1 protein-coding gene is annotated in these 269 nt (G+C 70.3%); it reads right to left on the bottom strand.

The features are described from left to right. Positions 1-269 (bottom strand): AMP-binding protein (locus AB4Y34_RS42300; protein ID WP_368719360.1); only part of this gene is annotated, 269 nt, incomplete at both ends.

The raw sequence follows: 269 nt of genomic DNA, 5'->3' as shown, positions 1-269 counted from the left end.
TCGCCAAGAGCCCCACCACCATCGCCGCGCTGCGCTCCACGCAGATCGCCACCGGCTGGTCCGGCCTCACCCCCAGTCCGACCAGATGGTGCGCCAGCCGGTTGGCCCGCGCATTGAGCTCCCCATAACTCAGCTCGCCGCCCTCATGCACCAGCGCCACCGCCTCCGGTGCCCGGCGCACCTGCGCCTCGAACAGCTCATGGATGCACCGCTCCGACGGATACGCCACCTCCGTGCGGTTCAGCTCCTCCAGCAGATACCGGCGCTCC

The organism is Paraburkholderia sp. BR10954 (genome assembly GCF_040965775.1).
GTDB classification, from domain to species: Bacteria; Pseudomonadota; Gammaproteobacteria; order Burkholderiales; family Burkholderiaceae; genus Paraburkholderia; species Paraburkholderia youngii.
The sequence above is the reverse complement of the archived record's forward strand: the minus strand, read 5'-3'. Positions and strand labels throughout refer to the sequence as shown.